Genomic DNA, 16241 nt, shown 5'->3' with positions numbered 1-16241 from the left:
CTCCCTTCCACGGCGTCCACCCGGACCCCGCAGGAGTAGCCATGGCCTTCCTGACCCATCTGCTCGCCCACAACCCCCTGCTGATGCTCTTCGCGGTGGTGGCCCTGGGCTATCCCATCTCCAAGCTGCGGGTGGCCGGGGCCTCCTTCGGCATCGCCAGCATCCTCTTCGCGGGCATCGCCCTGGGCGCCGTGGTGGTCACCCCCGGCCTCGACCCCCTCGTGAAGAAGGACCTTTCCCGGGAGATGAAGCTGATCTACGAGCTGGGCCTGGCCATCTTCGTCTACGCCATGGGCCTGGCCATCGCCCACAGCTTCTGGGCTTCCTTCAGCAAGGAGGGCCTCAAGAGGAACGCCGTGGTGGCCGTGGTCATGGTCTTCAGCACCGCGGTGGTGGTGGTCCTGGCGAAGGTCCTCCGCTTCGACAGCCGCTACGCCGCGGGCCTCCTGGCGGGCTCCTTCACCAACATGCCCGCCCTCGCGGGCGTCATCGAGGCCCTCAAGCGCACCACCTCCGACGCCCTGGTCATCGCGCAGCCCACCGTGGCCAGCGCCATCGCCTACCCCATCGGCGTCCTGGTGCCCATGCTCAGCATTCCGCTGAGCAGGCGGATCTTCAAGGTGGACCTGGAGCGGGAGGCCGCGGCTCTCCACGGCTCCAGCTCCGGCTCCAGCCACCTGAAGGCCCGCACCATCGAGGTGGAGGCCCGGGCCGCCGGCCGGACCCACGTGGACCTGCGCGAGCAGGCCAACTGCAAGGTGGTGTTCAACCGCCTCAAGCGGGGCGGGGACTTCATCATGGCCCCCCTGGACGTGGCCCTGGAGGCGGGCGATCTGCTCGTCGTGGTGGGCACGCCCGAGGATGTGGAGCGGGCGCAGGCCTTCCTGGGCCGCAAGTCGGACATCGCGCTCCAGCACGACATCAGCGAGTACGACTCCACCCGCGTCTTCGTGAGCAATCACGACCTCATCGGCCGGCCCCTGAGAGACCTGCAGCTGCCCGAGAAGCACAACTGCATGGTCAGCCGCCTCCGCCGCGGCGACGTGTGGTTCGTGCCCGACGCCGACACGGTGCTGGAACTGGGCGACCGCATCCGCGTGGCCACGGCCCGGGACAACATCGCCGCCGTGGAGGAGCTCTTCGGCGACAGCTACCGCGAACTCTCCGAAGCCAGCTTCCTCACCTTCGCCATGGGCCTCGCCCTGGGCCTGGCCGTGGGCCAGATTCCCTTCCCCCTGGGCCACGGCATCATCTTCAAGCTGGGCTTCGCCGGCGGCCCCCTGGTGGTGGGCCTCGTCCTGGGCCGCTTCCACAAGCTGGGCCAGTTCGTGTGGAACATCCCCTACAGCGCCAACCACACCATCCGCCAGTTCGGCCTGGTGCTGTTCGCCGCCGGCATCGGCGTGATCTCCGGGGAGGGCTTCCGGCAGATCCTCTCCAGGAACATCAGCTGGCTGCCCATCTTCCTGCTCGCGGCCCTGGTGGTGGCCACCCTCGCCGACACCCTGGCCTACTGGCTCGGCCACAAGGTGTTCCGCATCCCCCTGAGCCTCCTCTTCGGCATCGTGGCCGGAACCCACACGCAGCCCGTGGTGCTGGGCTACGCCACCCAGCAGTCGAAGAACGACCTGCCCAACGTCGGCTTCGCGGCGGTGTACCCGCTGGCGACGATCCTGAAGATCGTGCTGGCGCAGGCGCTGCTGGCGATGACGCTCTGAAGGCAACCTTTTTTCGGTTCTTCACGGATTTCCGGGGAAGGCCGCACGGATCTTGAGGAAGAAGTAGGCCTCATCCCGGTACCCATAGGCGATCCGCTTCAGGACCTTGATCTTGTTGTTGATCCCCTCCAGGATGCTGGTGTTCAGGTGCCACCGGCAGTGCGAGAGGATGTCCTCGATCCGCTTGGCCAGGTTTTTCGCAAAACGTACCAAAGGCGGCAGGCCGCTTGAGGTGGCCATGGCCAGCCAGTTCTCCCAGGCCTTCCGGGCCCAGCCCTCTCGCTTAAAGCCCCACAGGGCCTTAAGGGCGTCCTTCATGACGTAGGCCGTCATGAGGGCTTGGTTCGCCTCCAGGAGCGCGTTGAGCCTGGTCTTGCTCTCCCGGTTGGGCAGGTTCTCCCAGTTGCCCAGCAGGAGCCACTTGGCCCCCTTGATGAGTTCCCGGGCGGCCTTGTCGTCCCGGCACCGATTGGCCTCGTTGACCCGGATTCGGTCGAGCACCTGCTTTCCGAAATTGGCCAGGACATGGAACTGGTCCAGGACGATCTCGGCATTGGGGCAGTGTTGGCGGACTTCCGCTTCGAAAGTGGGGGACATGTCCATGGCCACCGCCGCGATCTTGCGGCACCGCCGCTTGCCGAGCCATTCGAAGAAGGGCCTGATATCCGCCTTGCCCCGGCCTTTGCCCACCCAAAGCACTTGGCGGGTTTCGGTATCGGCGAACACCGTGGCGTAGCTCTGCCCCTTGAACGAAGCCGCTTCCCGGCAGGGTGAAAAACGCCCGTCCAGTCCGGTCGCTCACCGGGGGACTTGCGGAAGTATATAAAAGCAGGCTCCTTGGTTATGGCGGTGTGTCAGCACCGTCCCCATAACCAAGGAGGAACTGCATGCGTGCAGATAGTGTATCTCTGTCCAGATTTTCCGGCGATCTCCGAATGGCGGGCCGGGCGGAAAGAACCATCGAGTTGTATGTCGCTTCGGCCCGGCGTTTCGAGGAGTTCCTCGGCCAGGACCTGCCGGATGCGAGCCAGGAGGCGGTTCGGCGCTGGGTTGACCATCTCCGCGGCCAGGCGGTCGGGGCGTCCCGGCTTGGGCAGCATTACTCGGCCCTGAAATTTCTCTATTCAAGGACACTGGGCCAGCCGGAGAAGGTGGCCTGGATCACCATCCCCAAGGCCAAGGCGCACCTGCCCTCGATCCTCGGCCGGCCTGAGATCCAGCGGCTCCTGGACGGGTTCACGACCGCCAAGTACCGCATGTTCTTCACCCTGATCTATGCCACCGGCTTGCGTATCAATGAGGCCAGCCTGCTGGAAACCCGTGATATTGATGCCATGCAGAAGGTCATCCATGTCCGCCATGGCAAGGGTGGCAAGGAGCGGATGGTGCCCATGGACGGCAAGCTCTACGGGTTGCTGCGGACCTACTACAAGCACGAGCAGCCGCCGAAGCCCTGGTTGTTCGCCTCCAAGTTGGGCAACCCCATCTGCCCTGAGACGGCGCGCCGGGCCCTGTTGTGCGCGGCAGCCGCCTCCGGCATCGGCAAGATCGTGGGTCCGCACATGCTCCGCCACGCCTTCGCCACCCATCTGCTGGAGAACGGGGAGGACCTGCGCCGGATCCAGGTTGTCCTGGGCCACGGCAGCATCCGGTCCACTCAGATCTACACCCAGGTCGCACCAAGCCAGGTTGCTGCCATCCGCAGTCCGTTGGAAGACCTGCCGGATTGAGGCGTGGGGCCCCGGCCCCGGTTCGACATCGGCGAGATCGTCCGCAGGCACCGCCCCGCCCTGGAGGCCAGGCATCGCCTTGCCCCGGGACAGAAGAAGGTGCTGACCGCGATCAGTCGTTGCCGCACCGCCGCCCTCGGCGGCCACAAGCTGGTCTGCGAGCACGGCGACTATGAGCGGATCGCCTACAACTCCTGCCGGGACCGGCACTGCCCGAAGTGCCAGGCCCTGGCCCAGGAGAAGTGGATCGCCGCGCGCAGTCGACGGATCCTGGCCATTGGCCACTTCCACGTGGTGTTCACCCTGCCGGCTGAACTGCGGGCTCTGGCCCGGCTCCACCCGGCCGAGGTCTACCAAGCCATGCTGCGCGCCGTGGCCGATACGCTTCTGGAGCTGGGCAGGACCCGCAAGGGCCTGACCTTTGGCCTGACTCTGATCCTGCATACCTGGACCCGGGAACTGGCCTTCCACCCCCATGTCCACGCGCTGGTCAGCACCGGCGGCCTGAGCCTGGATGGCGGCCGTTTCATCCGGCTCAAGCACCGCTACCTGTTTCCCCTGAAGATGCTGGGCGACGTGTTCCGCGGCAAGGTCCTGGCCGCCCTGGGGGCCGCCCGGGATGGGGGCAAGTTCCCGGAACGTCGTGGCCGCCTACGCCCAGTTGATCGCACAGGTGAAAGAGAAGCGCTGGATCGCCTACGTCAAGAAGCCGTTCCGCAAGTCCGGCCACGTGCTCCATTACCTCGGGCGCTATACCCACCGGGTGGGCATCGCCAATTCCCGGTTGGTGGATGTCACGGACGACCAGGTGACCTTTCGCACCAAGCACGGCCTCACCGCGACCCTGGAGCCGCCGGAATTCCTCCACCGCCTGGTCCAGCACGTCCTCCCCCCGGGCTTCCGAAAAATCCGCCACGCCGGCCTCTACGCCGCCGCCCAGCCCGGAGGTCTGTTGGACCAGGCCCGGCAGGCCCTGGGCGAGACCAAGGTCAAGGCAACTCCATCCCCGGTGACATGGCTGGAGCAAGAGATGCGCGCCTGCCCTGTCTGCGGCGGCATGCTCCACCGGGTCCGCCTGGATCCCACCGCCCCCCGGGCACCTCCCGAAGTTGACGCCCCATGCTGACCGTCCCCACAACGACCAGGCTTTCTCGCGCCGCAACCTGCCACCACGGTGGGCTGGAGAGGGTCTGCTCATGGACAGGAGCGGAACCATCGCGGCCAGAACAGAGCGTGAAATCGAAGGTCAGGGAGACGATGGCCAAGGCGTTTCCACCATCCTCAGGCGGCCTGCCAAGCTCGATTTGCCCATAGCAGCCCAGTCGCGCCGGCCCCTGCCGCTCCGGGCTTGTTCAAGACCGTAAATCGGGTTGCGCGTCATCGCACCGACCCAGCCGAAGGCCTGGGTTCCGCGAACCCGATTTACTGACTATTATGGAGGGCGAACTCGTCCATCATGAGCAGCCGGACCTTGCCTGGTCTGGCTGGCTCCAGCGTGCGCTCCAGATAGGCCTTGTCGATGTCCTTCACTGTGCCCCAGTGGAGGCCATAATGCTCGGCAGCCCGCTTGATGGGCATGACCTTGCACATGCGGGCCACACTCTCGGCCATGCAGTTGGTGACCCGTGCATAGGGTTCCAGCCAGTCCAGGGCCTCCAGCTTGGGTCCGCAGGCAGGGCAGGCCACCCGGGCACGCCCGACCACCAACACGGTATCCGCGTCGAACACGGGCAGGTCCCGGATCTCTCGCTGGGACCAGTCGTGCACCGCTGAAACCTTGCGCTGGCAGCCGCTGCAGGTCCGAGGGTGGACACCGAAGCCGAGCAACTCGATCCAGACCTGGGCGCGGGTACCCTTCTCCCCCGGTTCGAACCTTTCCACGGTTCCGACGCGATGCCCTTTCCATCCGCCCAAACGGGCAATAAGCTCCTTGGTAGGCAGCAGCGGCCTCCTCTCATCCTGGTTTCTCGACAACTCCAAGATGCCTGAAGTCCACTGCTGCCGACCTGTTACCCGATGAATCCGGCAATCTCGATCGAAGGGCCTATCGCCGAGGCGCCGAGGAGCCGAGGATCGCCGAGGAATAAAAAGAAGATCTTTTCTCGGCGAACCTCGGCCCCTCGGCGCCTCGGCGATAAGCTTTTCGTTTCAACTTACCTGGATGACGGGCTCAGAACGGCCCCTATCGACCGGACCCGGCCTCCTCGTCAGCACCAAGCTAAAGTGAGTGTGGGTCGGCGCCACCCCTCAAATCCGTGAAGAACCCTTTTTTCGCCAAGGCAGCCGAGGAGCCGAGGCTCGCCGAGAAAGGATCAGCTTCCTGCGAGGATCTCCCGCAGGGCGTTCAGGCCGGCTGCGGTGAGGGGGGCTCCCGGCGCGTCGACGGCATCGCGCAGCCTCTGGTCACGCCGGCCCATCGGCAGATCGGACAGGCGATCCGCCCGGACCCACTCCATGCCCGGCGGCGCGGCTTCGGAGGCCACGCGCGCCACGATGGGGCGCACGGTCTCGCGCCGGTGCGAGTACACCTGGATCCACCCGGCCGGTTCCCTCCCCTCGATCCCGTAGGCTGCGGCCGGTTCCGCCGCGCCCTGGAACGCCGGGACGGCCCCGGCCGACGGCCAGCTCCAGAGCCCCGCCAGGAGCCCCTTGGCGCCCGGGGGACGAAGGAGCCAGCCCGGGCCCGACGCGATGGCGGCGAGATGGATCTCGACCTCCGTGACCTTCGTGCGGGGCTGCGCGGGGGGGATGCGGTCCTGGATGCCCAGGACGCGGGCCGCGCAGGCCCCCTGGAGGGGGCAGGACGCGCAGCGCGGGGCCGGGGTGCACACGGTCGCCCCCAGCTCCATCACGGCCTGGGTGAGCCGCGAGGGGCCGTGGGCGGCCAGGGCCGGGGCCAGCCAGTCCCGCAGGGCTCCTGCGTGGCGGCGGGGGTCGTCCTCCAGGGCCAGCACCCGCGCCGCCACCCGGAAGGCGTTGCCGTCCAGGGCGGGGGTGGGCAGCTGGAAGGCCTGGGCCGCCACGGCGGCCGCGGTGTAGGGGCCCAGGCCCGGAAGATCCAGGAGGCCTTCCAGGGTGCGGGGGAATCCGCCTTCGGCGATGGCCCGGGCCGCGCCCTGGAGGCTGCGGGCCCGGCGGTAGTACCCCAGGCCCGCCCACAGCCCGTGGATCTCGTCCTCGGTCCCCGCCGCCAGGGATGCGGCATCCGGGAACCTCCCCATCCACCGCAGGAAGTACGGGATCACCGTGGCCACCTGGGTCTGCTGCAGCATGATCTCCGAGACCAGCACGGCGTAGGGGTCGGGATGGGGTGCGTCCAGGTCCCCGGCCCGCCAGGGCATGGGCCGGCGCACCGCGTCGAACCAGGGTGCGAGGGGAGCCAGGAGCGTGGCGGCGTCGGCGAAGGGCATCCCCCAGCATAAAAAAAAAGCGCTCCGGGGGGAGCGCTTAATTTACTGGTGCCCGCGAGCGGACTCGAACCGCTACGGCTTGTGGCCACCACCCCCTCAAGATGGCGTGTCTACCAATTTCACCACGCGGGCAGAACACTAAGGATGCCACGGGTTGCGGCACCCGTCAATCCTCACTTTTTGGCGGGCGCCGCCGGAAGCGCGGGCACGGGAATCGCGGGCGCGGGCTTGACGGGCGCGGTCTTCACGGCCGCGGCGCGGTCCAGGACGGACCGGTTCGCCTTGACGATGAGGACTTCGATCACCAGGGAGGTGACCATGAAACCCGCCGCGAGGTAGTACGTGAACTTGGCAAGGAAGGGCGCCGCGCCCCGGGCTCCGAAGGCGGAATTCGCGCCGCCGCCGCCGAAGGTGGCACCCAGCCCGCCGCCCTTGGATCCGGGCTGGAGCAGGATGACTCCGATGAGCAGAAGGCTCACGATCACGTGCAAGGTCAACAGCAATCCGTTCATGGGTACTCCGAACCCCCAAGCTTATCAGGAACCGAGGGCCGGGTCACGCTCAAGCCATCGCCGGATGGTGTCTTCCGCGACCCCCAGCTTGACCAGGTGTTCCGTTGCCATCTTCAAGCTCTGGCCCTCGTCCCTGCAGATGAGGAGCCGGCGCTTCCAGGCCTCCATGGCGCGGCTGTGCAGGTCGGTCTCGCCGGCCTGCATGCGCTTCTCCAGCAGGAAGCCCAGGTTGTTGGCGGCCTTGCGGTGCATGGGGTCGAGGCCCAGGGCGTGCTCGTAGGCCTCCGTGGCGTCCTTGGCCCTGCCTGCCACTTCCAGGGCGACGCCGCGGGCGTTCCACACGTCGGGGTCCTCGGGGGCCAGTTCCATGGCCAGGCGCACCATGGAGAGCTGGTCCTCGGGGCGCTGGAGGTTCCGGTAGCATTCCGACAGGCCCAGGTAGGCGCTGTATTCGCCGGGGTCCGCCTCCAGGGCGGACAGGAAGAGCCCCTCGGCCTCCTGGGGCAGGCCCAGGTGCAGGTGCGCGTAGCCGGTCTGGACCAGCAGGTCGGCGGCGCCGGGGCGCCGGGCCAGGGCCTCCTGGTAGCAGCGCAGGGCCTCCTCCCAGTGGCATTCCGACCGGGCCATGTCGCCCAGGGCCGCCCAGGGGTCGGCGGCCTCGGGGTCCGTCTCGGTGGCCAGGGAGAAGTAGCAGGTGGCCCCCTCCGTGTCCCCCAGGTCCCGCCGGATCTCGCCCAGCATGGCGTAGGCCTCGGAGAGCACCTCGGTGGGGGCGGTCATGGACGTGAGCTGGTGCAGTTCGCCCTGGGCCAGCTCCATGTGGCCCTGCTCGGAGAAGAGCTCGGCGAGGATGAAGTAGCTGGCGGGTTCCCTGGGCTGGATGCAGCGGGCCCGGTGGATGCACCGCAGGCCCTCCTCCAGCTCGCCCCGCTTTAGGAGCAGCTCGCCCAGGCTGTGCCAGCCCCAGAAGTAGTCGGGATCGTGCTCCAGGGCGGCCATGAACTGGACCTCGGCGGACTTGGAATCCCCCAGGTCCATGCAGGTGATGCCCAGGAGGCGAAGGGAGCGGGGGTCCCGGGGCTGGAGGCTGAGGGCCTTCAGGAGCCAGGTCTTGGCCTCCTGGGGGTTCTCCCGCTGGATGCACAGCAGGCCCATGAGCTCCAGGGCCTTGGGGTCGGCGCCGTTGGCCGAGAGGGCTTGGCGCAGGAGCTTCTCGGCCTCGTCGGAGCGCTGCTGCAGGATCCGCACGAAGCCCATGTTGCGCAGCACGGCCGCGTCCTGGGGATGCTCGGCGCGGATGCTGGCCAGCTGGGAGTGGAGCTCCTCCAGGTCCTCGAGCGTGCCGTGGTCGCCCTGGGCCATGATGCGCTCGAACCACAGGTCACCGTCGCCCCGGTCCAGGGCCAGCGCCTTGTCGAGGACCGCCTGGGCCTCCTCGTGGAGGCTGCGCCCGTTGAGGGCGCGGCCATAGGTCAGGCTTCCGGCAAGGGACTTGCCGTCGGCCTGTCGCAGTTCGTGGATTTCAGGGTCCAGCAGCCGGAGCCATTGACGGGGCATAGAGAACCTCCAGCAGAATCACCCAAGCTTACCCTCCAGGGTCTCGGCGATGCCATCGCAAAGAACCCGGGACATGGCCTCCCGTGTGTCCAGGGTGGCACTTCCCAGATGTGGTAGGAGGACCGCGCGGGGAGCCTTCAGCCATGCGGGATTAATATTCGGTTCATCCTCGTACACATCCATGCCGACCCCGCCCAGGAACCCCTGGTGGAGCATCTGGATGGCGGCGTCCTCGTCCAGGATGCCGCCCCGGGCCGTGTTGATGATGAAGGCCCCCTTGGGCAGGAGCTGCAGGATGGGGCGGGTGAGCAGCCCCCGGGTGTCGGCCGTGAGGGGGCAGTGGATGCTCAGGACCGAGGCCCGGGGCAGGAGGTCCGAGAGCGGAAGGCGCCGGGCGATGCCCGCGCCGAAGTCCACAGGGGTCCCCTTGCTCTCGCGGTCCCAGAACACGGGCTTCATGCCCAGGGCGAAGACCCTGCGGGCGAAGGCCTTGCCCACGGGCCCGGTGCCCAGGATGGCGCAGACCTTCCCGGCCACCCCCGTTCCCAGGACCTGGTCCATGGCCCAGCCCTTCCAGGTGCCGGAACGGACCAGGGCCTCGCCGTCCTTGAGCCGCCGGGTCAGGGCCAGGAGCAGGGCCAGGGCCAGGTCGGCGGTGGGGTCCGCGAGGACGCCCGCGGTATTCACGATGGCGATGCCCCGGCGGGCGCAGGCCTCGACGGGCAGGTGGCTCACGCCCGCCGAGCAGGTGCCGATGACCTTCAGCTTGGGGGCGTAGTCCAGGTCGGCCTCCGACAGGGCCTCGGTGAGCAGCACCACCAGGGCCTCGGCGTTGGCCAGGCTCATCTTCCAGGCGATGGAGCGGAAGGGGGCGATGGACAGCTCCGGAAACCTCGCGCCCAGGCCCTGGAGGGACGGACCCGCCAGCGCCGAGGTGGAGAGGATCCGGACGCTCATCGCTGGAGTCCCTTGAGGGCGAGGCGCAGGGCTTCGGGCAGGGGGGGGCGGTCCGCGGCGAGGCCCTTGACGATGGGGAGGACGGCGTCCTCCCGGAACCCGAGGTTCGTGAGGGCCGAAGCCAGGTCGGCCTCCCAGGCGTCCCGGGGGGCTCCGCCCCCGGCCAGCCCGTCCAGCCCTCCCATGCCGCCCAGCTTCTCCGACAGCTCGAAGCAGAGCTTCTCGGCGGTCTTCTTGCCGACGCCCGGGATGCGGGTGAGGGCCCTGACGTCCCGGGCCCGGATGGCCTGCACCAGGTCCGCCAGGGGCAGGGCCCCCAGGGCCGCCAGGGCGAGCTTGGGGCCCACGCCGTCCACCTTGACCAGCAGGCGGTACAGCTGCTTCTCCTCCCTGGTGGCGAAGCCCAGGAGGCTCAGGTCGTTCTCCCGGAGCAGGGTCTCCACGTGGAGGATGGCCTCCTGGCCCTCCTCCGGCAGCAGGCCGAAGGTGCCCAGGGAAATGGAGCAGAGGTAGCCGACGCCCCCGCATTCCACCATGGCGGAGTTGAGGCTCTTATGGATAAGCAGGCCGCGCAGTCGTCCGATCATGCACCTAGGATAGCCCAGTCGAAGTAGGATTCTTGAAAGGGGTGAAGTATGAAGATCCTGCTCATCGGCTCCGGCGGCCGGGAACATGCCATGGCCATGAAGCTGAAGTCCGGTCCTGATCCCGTGGAGCTCTACGCCGCGCCGGGCAGCGATGCCCTGGCCGGGCTCGGCACCTGCCTCCCCTTCGCGGTGGAGGACGTCTCCGGCATCGCCGCCTGGTGCGCCCTCAACCGCCCCGGGCTGGTGGTGGTGGGACCGGAAGTCCCGCTGGTGGCGGGGCTGGCCGATGCGGTGCGCGGGGAGGGCGTGCCCGTCTTCGGCCATGACGCGGCCACCGCGCGCCTGGAGGGGAGCAAGGCCTTCGCCAAGGACTTCATGGTCCGCCACGGCATCCCCTGCGCGGCGAGCATGACGTTCACGGCCCTGGAACCCGCCGAGGCGGCCATCCGCGCGTGGAGCCTGGGCCTGCCCATCGTCCTGAAGGCCGACGGCCTCGCCGCGGGCAAGGGCGTGGTGCTGGCCGGGAGCCGCGAGGAGGCCCTGGCCACCGTGCGCGCCTTCATGGCCGGCCAGTTCGGCGAGGCCTCGCGCAAGGTCGTGCTGGAGGCGCCGCTGGTGGGCATGGAACTCTCCCTCCACGTGCTGGTGGACGTGGACGCCGATCACGCCGCCTACGCCGTCCTCCCCCCCTGCCAGGACCACAAGCGCATCTTCGACGGGGACCAGGGCCCCAACACCGGCGGCATGGGCGCCTTCGGACCCATCCCCTTCCTCTCCCCCGCCGACCTGGAGCGGCTGCGCCGGGACCTGGTGGAACCCACCGTGGCCGGCCTGCGCAAGGACGGCCTGCGGGCCCGGGGCGTGCTCTTCCTGGGCGTCATGTGGACGGCCCGGGGACCCGAGCTCCTGGAATACAACGTCCGCTTCGGCGACCCCGAGACCCAGGTGCTCATGGAACTCCTCGACGAGGACCTCGCGTCCCTCCTGCTGGAGGTGGCCGAGGGCCGCCTGCGCCGCGATTCCGTGAAGCTCCGCCCCGGCTGCGCCATCGCCGTGGTCCTGGCCGCCGGCGGCTACCCCGAGGGCGCCGAGAAGGACGTCCCCATCGCCCTGGGCGCCCCCGAGGGCGTCAAGGTGGTCCACGCCGGCACCCGGAAGACCCAGGAAGGCTGGGTGACCAGCGGCGGGCGCGTGCTGAACCTGGTGACGACCGCCGCCGACCTGGAGGCCGCACGGGCCAAGGTGGAGGGGGCCGTGGCCGACGTGCACTGGCCCGGCATGCAGAGGCGGCGCGACATCGGGCTGCGGGCGCTGAACCACGCGGCGGCGGGGCGGACGGTGGCGGATCCATTCCTGTAGACTGGCACCATGCTGCGCGCCCTCCTCCCCGCCTTCACCCTCATCCTCCACCTTGCCGCCGCCGACGTCTCCCCCCTGGTCGTCGAGGGGATCATCGAAGCACCGGTGTCCGAGGTGTGGAAGGTCTTCTCCACCCCCGAAGGCTACAAGCTCCTGGGCCCGGCCCAGTGCGACATGGACTTCCGCGTGGGCGGCCTCATCCGCTCCTGCTACAGCGCCACCGCCACCCTGGGCGACCCGTCCACGATCCAGAACCGCATCCTCTCCTTCGAGCCGGGGCGCATGGTCTCGTTCCGCATCGACCGGCCCCCGCAGGGCTTCCCGTTCCCGAACGCCTGGCAGGGGGTGTGGACCGTGGCGACCCTCACCGACCTGGGCGGGCGCACCGGGCTGCGGCTGGCCATGATGGGCTACGCCGCCGACGAGGAGTCCCAGCGCATGCGGGAGTTCTTCAAGTCCGGCAACGCCTGGACGCTCAAGAAGCTCCAGCAGCATTTCAAGTAGGCGGAGGTCCCATGGTGCGATCAACCTTCCTTTTCCTGGCCGCGGTCTGCGCGCTGGCCCAGGCCCCGTTCGGACTCGCCATCCACGGCGGCGCGGGCAACGTCACCACGGCGCGCATCGGGCCCGAGGCGGAGAAGGCGTACCGCGCCGGGCTCGAAAAGGCCCTGGCGGCGGGCTACGCCGTCCTGGACAAGGGCGGCCCGGCCCTGGACGCGGTGGAGGCCGCGGTGCGGTCCATGGAGGAGAACCCCCTCTTCAACGCCGGCGTGGGGGCCACCATCACCCGGGACGGGACCCACGAGCTGGACGCGGCGATCATGGACGGGCGGACCCTCCGGGCCGGCTCCGTGGCCGGCATCCGGCACGTGAAGAGCCCCGTGGGCCTGGCCCGCCTCGTCATGGAGAAGACCCCCCACGTGATGATGATCGGCGAAGGCGCCGAGGCCTTCGCCAGGGCCCAGGGCCTGGAGCTGGTGCCCAACGCCTATTTCCGGACCGCCCACCAGTGGGAGTCCTTCCGCAGCCTGAAGGAGCGCGAGAAGGCCAGGCCCACCACCAAGGACACCGTGGGCGCCGTGGCGCTGGACCGGCACGGCAACCTGGCCTCGGCCACCTCCACGGGAGGCATGCTGGACAAGCTCCCCGGCCGCGTGGGCGACGCCCCCCTCATCGGGGTGGGCACCTACGCCGACAACCGCACCTGCGCCGTGTCCTGCACCGGCTGGGGCGAGTTCTTCATCCGCACGGTGGTCGCCTACGACATCTCCGCGCGCATGGCCTACCAGGGCGCGCCCCTGGAGAAGGCCGCCGCCGCGGCCCTGGACGCAGCCCTCAAGCTGGGCGGCGGGGGCGGCCTCATCGCCATGGACGCGGCGGGCCGCGTCACGCAGCCCTTCAACACCCCGGGCATGTTCCGGGCCGTCAGGATGAGCGACGGCAGGACCTCGGTGGCCCTTTTCGGAAATCAATAATTGTAAAAACCAGATATTATCCACAAATAAAATCGGAATCACCCAGGTCATAATGGAGGCCTCCGCGAGGAAGTCCCATGCCCGGCCCGTCCCGTTCCCGATCCCGTCCCAGTCCCGCCAGCGCGGTCATCCGGGAGATGTCCCTGGCGGACCTCCCCGCCGTCTTCGCCCTGGGGGAGCGCCTGTTCCCCGCCGACAAGTGGCCGGCGCTCTACCGCACCTGGGACGAGTACGAGCTGGCCGTGCACTTCGCCTCCGACGGCGAGACCTGCCTGGTGGCGGAACTGGAGGGCGCCGTGGTGGGCTTCGCCCTGGGCACGGTCCTGGAGAAGCGCGGGAGCGCCTGGAGCTACGGCTACCTGCTGTGGCTGGGCGTGGACGAGGACATCGCCCGCAAGGGCATCGCGGCGCGGCTCCTCGAACGCATCACGGAAGTCTTCATCAAGCTGGGCGCCCGCATGATCATGGTGGACACCGACGCCGAGAACGAGGCCGCCCTGGGCTTCTTCCGGAAGCAGGGCTTCGGCCAGGAGACGCCCCACGTCTTCCTGTCCCGCAACCTCACCTACGACCCGGACTACATCCGCCACCGCGACGGCCCTCCCCCGAAGCGCCGCAAGCCGGCCCCGGCGAGCAGGCCGAACTACGCGCCAGGCAAAGGGTAGATACTGGATCCCGGAAGGGGTTCGCCATGGACCGCAGGCTTGTCGGCATCCTGATCTTCAACGACGTCGAGGTCCTGGACTTCTGCGGTCCCTTCGAGGTCCTGTCCGTGACGCGCCTGGACGAGGCCCGCCGGCGCGAGGAACCCTCGCCCTTCGAGGTGGTGCTGGTGGCCGGGACGCCGGAGGCCGTCACCACGTCCGGGGGCATGCGGGTGATCCCCGCGGCCACCTTCGCGGACTGCCCGCCCCTGGACATCCTTCTGGTTCCGGGCGGCATGGGGACCCGCAGGGAGATGCTGAACGAGCCGCTCCTGGCCTTCGTCCGCGCCCAGGCGGAGCGGTGCGCCCTGGTGGCCTCGGTGTGCACCGGGGCCCTGGTGCTGGGCAAGGCGGGGCTGCTGGCGGGGCTGCGGGCCACGACCCACTGGCGCTCCCTCGGGCTGATGCGGGAGCTCTTTGCGGACGTCGCGGTGGACGAGGCCTCGAATGTGGTCGACGAGGGCCGGGTGATGACCTCGGCGGGGATCGCCGCGGGCATCGACCTTGCGCTGCGCATCGTGCAGCGCTTCCACGGCGAGGCCGTGGCTCGCGCCACGGCCCGCCACATGGAATATCCGTTCCCCGACGGGAACGGGCGCCGGAACTGGACATCATGTATTGGCCCCTCATCGGATGCGGGGCCAATCCATGATGTCTAGAATCCCGTGAACGTGGCCGTCTCCCAGGTGGTCTCCGTCGTGGGATAGAGCGTGAGGGTCGCGCCGCCCAGCGCCGCGGAGGCGGTGGCCGGGGTGAGGTTGCCCTTGATGAAGGTGTCGAGGAGGCGCACCACCTCCAGGGGGTGGGCGACGGGGAACCCGTGGTCGTAGCCCTGGTTGGCGTCGATCATGACCGCGCTGCAGGTGGCGCCGGCATGCTTGAGGTCGTACTTCGTGGTCGCGGTGTAGTTGTCGTAGATCACCTGGTCGCCCCGCCAGTTCGCGAAATCCGTGACGGCCTTGACCAGCAGCGTCTTCTTCCCGGTGAGGAGGGTGCCCAGGCGCCCGTCGCCGGGGATCGTGACGGTGGTGCCGTCGGCGTTGGCCGCGGTGTTGACGACGTTCAGGGGCGAGACGTTGAACTTGTGGCTGAAGTACAGCGACTCGGGCATGTACTGGATGGTGAGGCCGTCCAGCAGGGCGTTGGTGTAGTTCAGGTCGGTGGTGAACGTGGTGTCGGTCACGGCCCCGGGCGTGAAGGCCTTGGTGATGTCGTACTTGAGGATGTCCTCGAAGACCACCAGGTTCCAGGTGGCCTGGATGTTGGCGAAGGTGCGCTGGTCGCCCTGCCAGGAGCGCTGCTGGAAGCCGGCCCCGACCATGCCGGCGGTGTCGTTGGTGACGGTGACCCAGTCGCCGGCCGCCCAGACCTTGCCGGTGGAATCCGTTCCGGCCTGGCCCGCGTTGAAGCTGACCCGCACGCCGCGCGTGCCGATGCCCGTGAGGCTGACGACGTTGGCGTAGCGGGCCGGGTTGGCGATCACCATCTCCAGGGCGACGCCGAAGCCCATGGAATAGCCCACCAGCGTCACGCCGGAGGCGGGGAAGCCCGTGAGCTGGCCCATGGCCTTCTCGAAGTCCAGGGCGAAATCCCGGAGGCCGGTGATCTTCCTGTTGTAGCTGGAGTGGCCGCTGCCGCGGTAGTCGAACGTGTACACCGTGTAGGCGTCGTTCAGGTCCATGTTCGACCTGAAGTGGTCCAGCATGCCCTCGAAGATGGCGCCCGAGGTGTTGTTGCCGGGCACCAGCACGATGGTCTGGGGGCCGTGCCCGACCTTGCGCACGTAGATGCTCTCCTGGGGATCCGCAGGCAGGACGCCGGCCACGACCACCGCGCCCTCGCCGATGGTCCCGATGTTGGTGCCGTTGGTCCCGTTGGTTCCGTTGGTGCCGTTGGTGCCGCTGGCGCCGGTCGGTCCCATGGGCCCGTCCGACCCCTTGCACCCTGGCAGGAGCAGGGCCAGGGTCAGGGCCAAACAACCGAAAAATCTTATATTCATGGTGTCCTCCTGGATGCGTGGCCGGCAGGCCCCGGGCCTGCCACGGATGGCCTGGAATGAGAGGGGATCTGGAGCCTTGGACGAAGTATGGAGCCCGGTGGAAAGCGACGTAATAATGCAAATGTACTATTTGCTGCTAATTTGGCCCCCTGCTAGATTCATTCAGGATTTCACGGGGAAATGAATGTGCGTTGCCGGCCTCGCCCCCGCGGGCCGGGCTGCTTTGTTCCGGG

General features: G+C 68.6%; 16 protein-coding genes, 1 tRNA gene and 1 pseudogene. 9 read left to right on the top strand and 9 right to left on the bottom strand.

The window, feature by feature from the left end:
• The first annotated feature begins 41 nt into the window (after positions 1 to 41).
• Positions 42 to 1718 (top strand): aspartate:alanine exchanger family transporter, encoded by a 1677-nt coding sequence (locus RAH40_RS05615; protein WP_306601104.1) that lies wholly within the window; start codon positions 42 to 44, stop codon positions 1716 to 1718.
• Between the two features lie 21 nt (positions 1719 to 1739).
• Here the strand turns inward: RAH40_RS05615 and RAH40_RS05610 are convergent, their stop codons facing one another.
• A complete protein-coding gene (locus RAH40_RS05610) occupies positions 1740 to 2507 on the bottom strand; it encodes an ISL3 family transposase (protein ID WP_306602283.1) in 768 nt (255 codons plus the stop codon).
• A gap of 98 nt (positions 2508 to 2605) precedes the next feature.
• On the opposite strand from RAH40_RS05610, the gene RAH40_RS05605 reads away from it, so the two are divergent.
• From RAH40_RS05605 to RAH40_RS05600, 3 genes and pseudogenes are all read left to right on the top strand, one after another.
• Positions 2606 to 3448: a tyrosine-type recombinase/integrase gene (locus RAH40_RS05605; protein ID WP_306601103.1), complete on the top strand. Its 843-nt coding sequence runs from the start codon at positions 2606 to 2608 to the stop codon at positions 3446 to 3448.
• Between the two features lie 3 nt (positions 3449 to 3451).
• Positions 3452 to 4021, top strand: a pseudogene (locus RAH40_RS23035) (transposase zinc-binding domain-containing protein); the annotation flags it as partial.
• 46 nt (positions 4022 to 4067) lie between these two features.
• Complete coding sequence (locus RAH40_RS05600) at positions 4068 to 4574, top strand: transposase (RefSeq protein ID WP_306601102.1); 507 nt, start codon at positions 4068 to 4070, stop codon at positions 4572 to 4574.
• Positions 4575 to 4870: 296 nt separating this feature from the next.
• On the opposite strand, the gene RAH40_RS05595 is transcribed toward RAH40_RS05600, so the two are convergent.
• The 7 genes from RAH40_RS05595 to ruvA all read right to left on the bottom strand — a co-directional run bounded on the left by RAH40_RS05595 (position 4871) and on the right by ruvA (position 10471).
• Positions 4871 to 5329, bottom strand: coding sequence for a helix-turn-helix domain-containing protein (locus RAH40_RS05595; RefSeq protein WP_306601101.1), 459 nt, complete (start codon positions 5327 to 5329; stop codon positions 4871 to 4873).
• A 431-nt stretch (positions 5330 to 5760) separates the two neighbouring features.
• The gene (locus RAH40_RS05590; protein WP_306601100.1) at positions 5761 to 6858 is read right to left on the bottom strand and encodes an A/G-specific adenine glycosylase; all 1098 of its coding nucleotides are present in this window, start codon (positions 6856 to 6858) and stop codon (positions 5761 to 5763) included.
• 46 nt (positions 6859 to 6904) lie between these two features.
• Positions 6905 to 6990: transfer RNA gene (locus RAH40_RS05585), tRNA-Leu, on the bottom strand.
• Between the two features lie 41 nt (positions 6991 to 7031).
• Positions 7032 to 7370, bottom strand: a complete 339-nt coding sequence (gene secG / locus RAH40_RS05580; protein ID WP_306601099.1) for a preprotein translocase subunit SecG — start codon at positions 7368 to 7370, stop codon at positions 7032 to 7034.
• A 24-nt stretch (positions 7371 to 7394) separates the two neighbouring features.
• Entirely contained in the window at positions 7395 to 8927 is a 1533-nt protein-coding gene (locus tag RAH40_RS05575) for a tetratricopeptide repeat protein (protein WP_306601098.1), read from the bottom strand.
• An 18-nt stretch (positions 8928 to 8945) separates the two neighbouring features.
• A complete protein-coding gene (locus RAH40_RS05570) occupies positions 8946 to 9884 on the bottom strand; it encodes an NAD(P)-dependent oxidoreductase (RefSeq protein ID WP_306601097.1) in 939 nt (312 codons plus the stop codon).
• The gene (gene ruvA / locus RAH40_RS05565; RefSeq protein WP_306601096.1) at positions 9881 to 10471 is read right to left on the bottom strand and encodes a Holliday junction branch migration protein RuvA; all 591 of its coding nucleotides are present in this window, start codon (positions 10469 to 10471) and stop codon (positions 9881 to 9883) included. Before ruvA ends, RAH40_RS05570 begins: the two co-directional genes overlap by 4 nt.
• Positions 10472 to 10519: 48 nt before the next feature.
• Between ruvA and purD the strand changes: the two genes are divergently transcribed.
• From purD to RAH40_RS05540, 5 genes are all read left to right on the top strand, one after another.
• Positions 10520 to 11830, top strand: coding sequence for a phosphoribosylamine--glycine ligase (purD, locus tag RAH40_RS05560; protein WP_306601094.1), 1311 nt, complete (start codon positions 10520 to 10522; stop codon positions 11828 to 11830).
• A 9-nt stretch (positions 11831 to 11839) separates the two neighbouring features.
• The gene (locus RAH40_RS05555; RefSeq protein ID WP_306601093.1) at positions 11840 to 12334 is read left to right on the top strand and encodes an SRPBCC domain-containing protein; all 495 of its coding nucleotides are present in this window, start codon (positions 11840 to 11842) and stop codon (positions 12332 to 12334) included.
• 11 nt (positions 12335 to 12345) lie between these two features.
• Positions 12346 to 13305 carry an isoaspartyl peptidase/L-asparaginase family protein gene (locus RAH40_RS05550; RefSeq protein WP_306601092.1) on the top strand — a complete coding sequence of 320 codons (960 nt, stop codon included), beginning with the start codon at positions 12346 to 12348 and terminating at the stop codon, positions 13303 to 13305.
• A gap of 77 nt (positions 13306 to 13382) precedes the next feature.
• Positions 13383 to 13970 carry a GNAT family N-acetyltransferase gene (locus RAH40_RS05545; protein WP_306601091.1) on the top strand — a complete coding sequence of 196 codons (588 nt, stop codon included), beginning with the start codon at positions 13383 to 13385 and terminating at the stop codon, positions 13968 to 13970.
• A gap of 26 nt (positions 13971 to 13996) precedes the next feature.
• A complete protein-coding gene (locus RAH40_RS05540) occupies positions 13997 to 14668 on the top strand; it encodes a DJ-1/PfpI family protein (protein WP_306601090.1) in 672 nt (223 codons plus the stop codon).
• Here RAH40_RS05540 and RAH40_RS05535 read toward each other — a convergent pair.
• Complete coding sequence (locus RAH40_RS05535) at positions 14665 to 16008, bottom strand: alpha/beta fold hydrolase (RefSeq protein WP_306601088.1); 1344 nt, start codon at positions 16006 to 16008, stop codon at positions 14665 to 14667. The genes RAH40_RS05540 and RAH40_RS05535 overlap by 4 nt on opposite strands.
• Between the last annotated feature and the right edge of the window lie 233 nt (positions 16009 to 16241).

The sequence above is a fragment of the Geothrix sp. 21YS21S-2 genome (genome assembly GCF_030846775.1).
Classification (GTDB): Bacteria; Acidobacteriota; Holophagae; order Holophagales; family Holophagaceae; genus Mesoterricola.
Note: the sequence above shows the minus strand (reverse complement) of the source record. Positions and strands in the feature narration are given on the sequence as shown.